Source organism: Rheinheimera sp. F8, assembly GCF_001518915.1.
In genome coordinates, this window is the sequence record NZ_CP013656.1 from 2,506,735 (window position 1) to 2,513,349 (window position 6,615).

At 51.5% G+C, this 6,615-nt stretch carries 8 protein-coding genes; 6 read left to right on the forward strand and 2 right to left on the reverse strand.

The features are described from left to right. The first annotated feature begins 95 nt into the window (after positions 1-95). From mutY to rlmM, 6 genes are all read left to right on the forward strand, one after another. Complete coding sequence (gene mutY / locus ATY27_RS11205) at positions 96-1,142, forward strand: A/G-specific adenine glycosylase (RefSeq protein WP_244151276.1); 1,047 nt, start codon at positions 96-98, stop codon at positions 1,140-1,142. Positions 1,143-1,227: 85 nt separating this feature from the next. After that, a complete protein-coding gene (locus ATY27_RS11210; RefSeq protein WP_208930733.1) occupies positions 1,228-1,503 on the forward strand; it encodes an oxidative damage protection protein in 276 nt (91 codons plus the stop codon). Between the two features lie 14 nt (positions 1,504-1,517). After that, on the forward strand, positions 1,518-2,459 hold the full coding sequence (locus ATY27_RS11215; RefSeq protein WP_208930734.1) for a transcriptional regulator GcvA: 942 nt from the start codon (positions 1,518-1,520) through the stop codon (positions 2,457-2,459). 3 nt (positions 2,460-2,462) lie between these two features. After that, positions 2,463-3,224, forward strand: coding sequence for an alpha/beta family hydrolase (locus ATY27_RS11220; RefSeq protein WP_208930735.1), 762 nt, complete (start codon positions 2,463-2,465; stop codon positions 3,222-3,224). Between the two features lie 4 nt (positions 3,225-3,228). Then, positions 3,229-3,645 carry a hypothetical protein gene (locus ATY27_RS11225; RefSeq protein WP_208930736.1) on the forward strand — a complete coding sequence of 139 codons (417 nt, stop codon included), beginning with the start codon at positions 3,229-3,231 and terminating at the stop codon, positions 3,643-3,645. Next, on the forward strand, positions 3,645-4,715 hold the full coding sequence (rlmM, locus tag ATY27_RS11230) for a 23S rRNA (cytidine(2498)-2'-O)-methyltransferase RlmM (RefSeq protein WP_208930737.1): 1,071 nt from the start codon (positions 3,645-3,647) through the stop codon (positions 4,713-4,715). Before ATY27_RS11225 ends, rlmM begins: the two co-directional genes overlap by 1 nt. 28 nt (positions 4,716-4,743) lie before the next feature. Here the strand turns inward: rlmM and ATY27_RS11235 are convergent, their stop codons facing one another. Together ATY27_RS11235 and ATY27_RS11240 are read right to left on the reverse strand one after the other, a co-directional pair. Further along, positions 4,744-5,601, reverse strand: coding sequence for a DUF481 domain-containing protein (locus tag ATY27_RS11235; RefSeq protein ID WP_208930738.1), 858 nt, complete (start codon positions 5,599-5,601; stop codon positions 4,744-4,746). Positions 5,602-5,644: 43 nt separating this feature from the next. Next, a complete protein-coding gene (locus tag ATY27_RS11240) occupies positions 5,645-5,806 on the reverse strand; it encodes a hypothetical protein (protein WP_208930739.1) in 162 nt (53 codons plus the stop codon). Between the last annotated feature and the right edge of the window lie 809 nt (positions 5,807-6,615).

Below are 6,615 nucleotides of genomic sequence, written 5' to 3' on the forward strand. Positions count from 1 at the left end.
CGCCTGTGGCCACAATGCTCAACCTGCATCTGTTGGCAGTTGGCGCCGATGCGTTTAGACTGCGGGCCTGAGTAGTCGGTTGCCGGGAAATAAGTTTGAGCAGTACGCGAATTAAAGACACAACGCCAGGTGCGGGCAGTGCCGAACTTGCTGTGATTAGCGCCAAAGTCATTGAGTGGCAGCGCAGTCATGGTCGTCATCAGTTACCCTGGCAACAGGACGTCACGCCATACAAAGTGCTGGTGTCTGAATTAATGCTGCAGCAGACTCAGGTTGCGACTGTGATCCCGTATTTTAATCGCTGGATGCAGGTCTTCCCAAATGCCGAAGCGCTGGCAGCTGCTGCTGAAGATGAAGTGATGCGGTTGTGGCAGGGCCTTGGTTATTATGCCCGGGCACGTAATTTACAAAAAGCCGCCCGTTATATCGCTGAGCTCGGCGAATTTCCGGCAACGCTCGATGCTTTATTGCAGGTGCCGGGCGTGGGCCGTTATACCGCAGGTGCCATCATGTCGTTTGCCTATCTGCAATATGGGCCTATCGTCGACGGTAACGTCAGGCGCCTGTATTGCCGCTTGTTTGCGCTTGACGGTATCCCGAATACTCCTGCGCTGGAAAAACAACTCTGGGCGAAAGCCGAGTTGCTGACGCCGAATCATCAACAAACACACGCGGATTGCCGCGCTTTTGCTCAGGGTTTGTTGGATTTAGGCACTACAGTCTGTAAACCACGCCAGCCTTTGTGTGAGTTGTGTCCGCTGGCCACGCATTGCCAGGCGTTAGCGCAAAATCGGATTGCGTCATTGCCCAATGCCAAACCGAAAAAAACCATACCGGTCAAAGACGGCCATTTTTTGCTGATCCGCCAACAACAAAAAGTCTTGCTGGTAAAAAGACCAGGCGCCGGCATCTGGCCAGCTCTTTGGTGTTTGCCGCAACCTGAGTTGGCACCGGCAGATGCTGATCTTGCCGGCGAATTCAGTCATCAGTTCACCCATTACAAATTGCAGGCAAAAGTCTGGGCAGCTGAATTGACGCTGCAAAACGCCGAACAAGCCTGGGTTGATCTGAGTTGTCTGGATGATTTTGGCTTACCGGCGCCGGTGCGGCTCTACCTGCAATCAATGCTAAAAGCAGGCTAGTGCTGTGACGGCATTTACGAAAAACGCCTGCAGCCAAACTAAAATGCATTACAATAGCGCCACTTGTGCTATTCGGAGATATTAAATGGCCCGCGATGTATATTGTGTATTCCTGAAAAAAACCGCCCCTGGTCTGGATTTCCAGCTATATCCGGGTGAGCTTGGTAAAAAAATCTTCGACAACATCAGCAAAGAAGCGTTTTCGCAGTGGCAAAGCAAACAGACCATGCTGATCAATGAGAAAAAGCTCAACATGATGAACCTCGAACATCGCAAACTGCTGGAAGAGCAGATGCAGAAGTTTTTGTTTGAAGGCGAAGCTGTTGATATTGAAGGCTATGTGCCACAAGCTAAATCTTAAGCCGGAACTGACCTATGGCCCGTCGCCTGCCGCCGCTAAACGCATTAAAAGCCTTTGAAACGGCCGCCCGCCATTTAAGCTTTACCAAAGCGGCAGAGGAAATGTTCGTCACTCAGGCGGCGATCAGCCATCAAATCAAAGCGCTGGAAGATCACCTTGGCCTCAAGTTGTTTATGCGGAAAAACCGCTCTTTATTGCTCACTGAAGAAGGCCAGGGTTATTTCCTCGATATCAAAGAAATTTTCCTGCAATTACACGAAGCCACTGAAAAACTGCTGGCACGCGGCGCCAAAGGCTCGTTGACGGTCAGTCTGCCGCCTAGTTTTGCCATCCAGTGGCTGGTGCCTCGGTTAAGCCTGTTCAGTGAACTGAATCCAGATATTGATGTGCGCATTCGTGCTGTCGACTACGAAGAAGGTTCGCTGACCGACGATGTCGACGTGGCGATTTATTATGGCCGCGGCAGCTGGCGCAATCTGCACGCAGACAAGCTGCATACCGAATATCTGGTGCCGGTGTGTTCTCCGATGTTGTTAAATCGTGCCAAACCTTTAAACGAACCGGCGGATTTACGTTTTCATACGCTATTGCATGATGGCACCCGTGAAGCCTGGAAAGCCTGGTTTACCAGCCAGGGTTTTAAGCATTTTAATGTCAATCAGGGGCCGATTTTCAGTCATACCGCGATGGTGTTACAGGCCGCTATTCATGGCCAGGGCGTGGCGCTGGCACACAATATTCTGGCGCGACCGGACATTACATCTGGCCGCTTGATTGTGCCATTTAACCATGTGTTGCAAAGTAAAGATGCTTATTATCTGGTGTGCCGCGACAATCAGATTGAACTTGGCAAAATTGCCGCGTTTCGCGACTGGATGAATAAACTGGTGGCGCAGGAGCAGGAAGCCTTTAACGAGCAGCAGTTTAATATTGCGCTGGTCTCTGAGCAGGATTAAACCATGGCTATATCGGTTTTTCCGGCGGCGACCCAGCCAACGCTGGCGCGGTTATTGTTGCTGCATGGCGCCGGGGCATCAGTACAGTCGGCTTTTTTTCAGCAGTTGATCCCACTGTTAACCGCAGCCGGCATTGAAGTGCATGCTGCAAATTTTGCTTATATGGCAAAAACTATGGCTGGCCAGCGGCAGGTGGCGCCAAAAGCGGAAAAGCTGCTGCCAGAGCTGGAAGCGATGATTCAGAGCTTAAGCCAGGCCGAAAACGGCGCTGCACTGGCTGCAGAACAAGTGCCTTTGTGGCTTGCTGGTAAAAGTTTAGGCGGTCGGGTCGTCAGCTTGTATCTGGCGGGCGCGGAAGTAGCACCGCAGGTCGCAGGCGGGCTGGTATTTGGTTATCCGCTGTGTCCACCAGCCAAGGCGAAAGATCCGGTGAAAGCTGCGCAAGTGACTTTGTTACGCAGCAGTTTTCTGCAGCAGTTACAACGACCGCTGCTGATTTGTCAGGGCAGCCGGGATGCTTTTGGCTCAGCTGCAGATCTGCAAAAGGCCGGTGTCGGCCAAGCTGGGCCAGATCCGTCACCAGATTTTATGCCGGCAACGGTGCTGGAACTGGCGCTGGCAGATCACGATTTTGCGCTGCCGAAAAGTCGGGCCCGGCAAGCTGCGACAGCGCCGGATGCGGCATTTGTGCAAGCAGCAACAGCGGCGGCGGAATTTATCCGCAGTCACCATGCTGTTTTGACGCCTATAACAACCAAGGAGTAACCACATGCAATGGATCTGGAAACTGAGTTTGAGTCTGTGCGGTTTGTATGGTGCTGCGGTTGTTGGCATGAGCGCTGCGATTTCGCATCATTTTCAGTTTGTGATGGTCACAGAAGAATTTAGCCGGCTGGTCTCCAGTACCGGCGTACTGGCGTTTCAGGCGATAGCGCTACTGGTGCTGTCGCTGTATTGCCTGCCGCGCAATAGCGGCTGGCGTGACGAATTCAACCGGCCGCAGCATATGTTGCTTGGTTTGGTGATGTTGGGTTTTCATCTGGGCCTGTGGTGTTTTGTCTACACTGTTTGGGCCGGATTATTTGAGTTACCGCTGTATTGGCGCCAGTTGGCACCTATTGGCGGTCAGATGCTGATTTTTTGCTGGGTAGGCTTAATGTTGCTCCCCTGGCTTCGGAAGAACTAATGAAACAATTGTTGATGTATTGCCGCTCAGGTTTTGAAAAAGAATGTGCGGCAGAAATTCAGGACAAAGCCGGCCAACATGGTGTGTTTGGCTTTTGTAAGCTCAAAGCCAATGATGCTTTTGTCATTTTTGAAGCCTATGACGGCGACGCGCTGGACCGGTTTTTAATTGATTTCCCATTTTCAAAACTGATTTTTATCCGCCAGTGGGCCTTAGTGATTGGCGACTGGCTGGAGTTGCCGTCAACCGATCGGATAGCGCCAGTGCTGGAAACGCTGCTCGGCGCCGAAGTCAGCGGCATTGGTGAGCTGCGGATTGAATATCCGGACACCAACGACGGCAAAGAACTGTCGACGCTGGCGCGTAAATTAACAGTGCCGCTGCGCCAAAGCCTGCGCCAGGCCGGCGTTATGCTGAAAAAAGAAAATTTACGCGCACCGGTATTGCACCTGTTTATGCAAAGCGGGCAAAAAGCCTTGCTGGCAATGTCTTACCCGGAGAACAACAACTCGCTGGAAAACGGCATCCGCCGGCTGAAGTTCCCGTCAGAAGCACCAAGTCGTAGCACGCTGAAACTGGAAGAAGCTTTCCTCGAATTTATCCCGCGTGATGAGTGGGACACGCGGCTGGCATCCGGTATGCGCGCGGTCGATTTAGGCGCTTGCCCCGGCGGCTGGACTTATCAGCTGGTCAAACGCTCAATGATGGTCGTGGCGATCGACAACGGCGCTATGGCCGAAAGCCTGATGAATACCGGCCAGGTCAAACATTTTATGGTTGACGGCTTTAAGTACAAACCAGAAAAATTCAACGTGTACTGGCTGGTCTGCGACATGATTGAAAAACCGCAGCGGGTAGGCCAGCTGATCTGCGACTGGCTGATCAACGGCTGGTGTCAGGAAAGTATTTTTAACCTGAAACTGCCGATGAAAAAACGTTATGAAACAGTGCAGGAAGTACTGGCAGAAATGCAGCAACGTTTTGACGAAGCCGGCTTAAAAGTGAAATTCCAGGTCCGCCACCTGTTTCACGACCGCGAAGAAGTGACCGTACATTTGTGTAAGGCCTGAGCCGTAGTTCCGGCTGCAGGCTTTGCACTCAAAACGCCGCACCTATGCTGATTTTCTGTTTGGAATCAAACAAATCCAGTGAGGTGCGTGGCATTTTCGGTAGTAACAGCGTCAGTTCGGTTCTGTCGTAATGCCAGGACCAGCTGATGCGGATCTTGTCGGTCAGCGCATAACGCAGGCCGGTTTCTATATTCAGTTCGCGCTCAAAATCAAAAATGCTGAAAGGCTGGCTTAGCAGCTCCAGCAAGTTGCCTTCGCTATACACTTCCAGCAAAGTCCCCGGCCATTTGTGGCTGAAATCCCAGGCTAAAGACGCTGTGTTATAACCAAGCGGCGAATGAAAGTCTGGCAGCAGCCGGAAGGTTTCGTCTTCACGAAAATAAGCCAGTTTGTGACCCACCAGCAAAATCAAATCCAGCCGGGTCGGACCTTGTTGCCACACCGCATAACCGGGGCCGGTACTGGCATCAATATTTTTGTAATCACTGGCCAGATAGTTGTAGCTGTAGTCGGCATTGACGCGCCAGAACAGCTGCGGGCTGTAGAAATAATCGAGCCCCGGATTTAACTGATATTTGTGGGTTTTACGCGCCGCTTCTTTGGTTTCGTAGTCGTAATTGGCATCAAACTTACTGCGCCAGTCACCACGGCGATATTCAAAGCGTTCAGTCAGACTGTAGTTTTGTGCCTGCTCTTTACCGGCACGGGTCGCCGCACTTAAATCCAGCTGCAAAGACCATGGTTTGGCCGGCGCTGCGGCTGCTGGTGGCGTGGTTGCAACTGAGGTTACTGTTGATGATTGTTCGTTCTTTTGGCGTAGCGGACTAAACGCCTGCACTTCACTGCGTTTAATCGTCACATCACCGGCATAAGCGGTATGGATCACCAGCTCCCTCGCCGAACTGCTTTTGAGCTCACCACTAAGTCAATCACCATTTTTCAGCCGCACCTGATAGAGATCGCTGCTGGCTGCGAATGCCAGTATAGGTAGCAAACTCAGTACCGTTAACGCAGTTTTTATTCCAATAAACCTCATCAGTCGCTTCACCAAATTCGTTTGCGATATACCGCATCATGGCTTGAAGTGACATTGAAACTCAATGAGTTTTGCTGTTAGAACCACATTGGTGCTGAGGTAGGGGGGCGAGGAGCGAAGCGAATTGCACCAATATGGACTGGTACATCAAGAACGATTGAATCTGCACGGCAAACAGACTTGGCGCCACGAATAGCCGCAGGTAACAGCAAGCGAAACACTTTGGGCGTCACACTCCGTACATGATTAAGTCAGAAAACAGTGCCAAACGGCACAGACGACAACAACGCAGACACGCCGTAAATACGTCCATGTAGGCTCGTCAGCCGCTATCCCTGCGGCTGACGGTCTGCTTTTGTTATCGTCCGACCGTTTTGATAGCGCATTTGATTCACCGCTTTGTGCCAATAGCGGACATTTTTTAAACGTCATGTACGGTGGCGCTTCGCTGACCGCACCTTGTATGTTGAACCTTAATGAATTGATAATAAAACCAGTTTACCGGGGAGGCTGTCCGTACCTTGAGGCTGTTTATTCTGACCTCGTTCGTAGAGTAGCCCCCCGCCTCATTGCTCAACTCGAAGAGTATCCGGAAGCCTTGTATTACAAGGACTTCGCATCACAAGGTCGAGCCGGGCATCAAGTGCGAGGTCGGGGAGCCGGTGACTATTCTGGCCTATTTGATGTTCAAAGGGGAAGCATATGAGTGGTTTTGTTGGGATTGACGTTGCTGCGAAGACTGTTGATTTGGTCGTCAGAGATGATGACAAAACCAGTAAGTCCGAACAGTTCAGCCAAACACCTGATGGCCATGCTGCTGTGGTGCGCAAGCTACAAAAGCTAGCCCCTGAACTCATCGTGATG

Bases quoted from the DNA above. Each gene is read 5' to 3' on its own strand.
- ATY27_RS11220 (WP_208930735.1), top strand. From the start codon at position 2,463: ATGGCTATATCGGTTTTTCCGGCGGCGACCCAGCCAACGCTGGCGCGG.
- ATY27_RS11240 (WP_208930739.1), bottom strand. From the start codon at position 5,806: ATGTCACTTCAAGCCATGATGCGGTATATCGCAAACGAATTTGGTGAA.
- ATY27_RS11210 (WP_208930733.1), top strand. From the start codon at position 1,228: ATGGCCCGCGATGTATATTGTGTATTCCTGAAAAAAACCGCCCCTGGT.
- rlmM (WP_208930737.1), top strand. From the start codon at position 3,645: ATGAAACAATTGTTGATGTATTGCCGCTCAGGTTTTGAAAAAGAATGT.
- ATY27_RS11225 (WP_208930736.1), top strand. From the start codon at position 3,229: ATGCAATGGATCTGGAAACTGAGTTTGAGTCTGTGCGGTTTGTATGGT.
- ATY27_RS11215 (WP_208930734.1), top strand. From the start codon at position 1,518: ATGGCCCGTCGCCTGCCGCCGCTAAACGCATTAAAAGCCTTTGAAACG.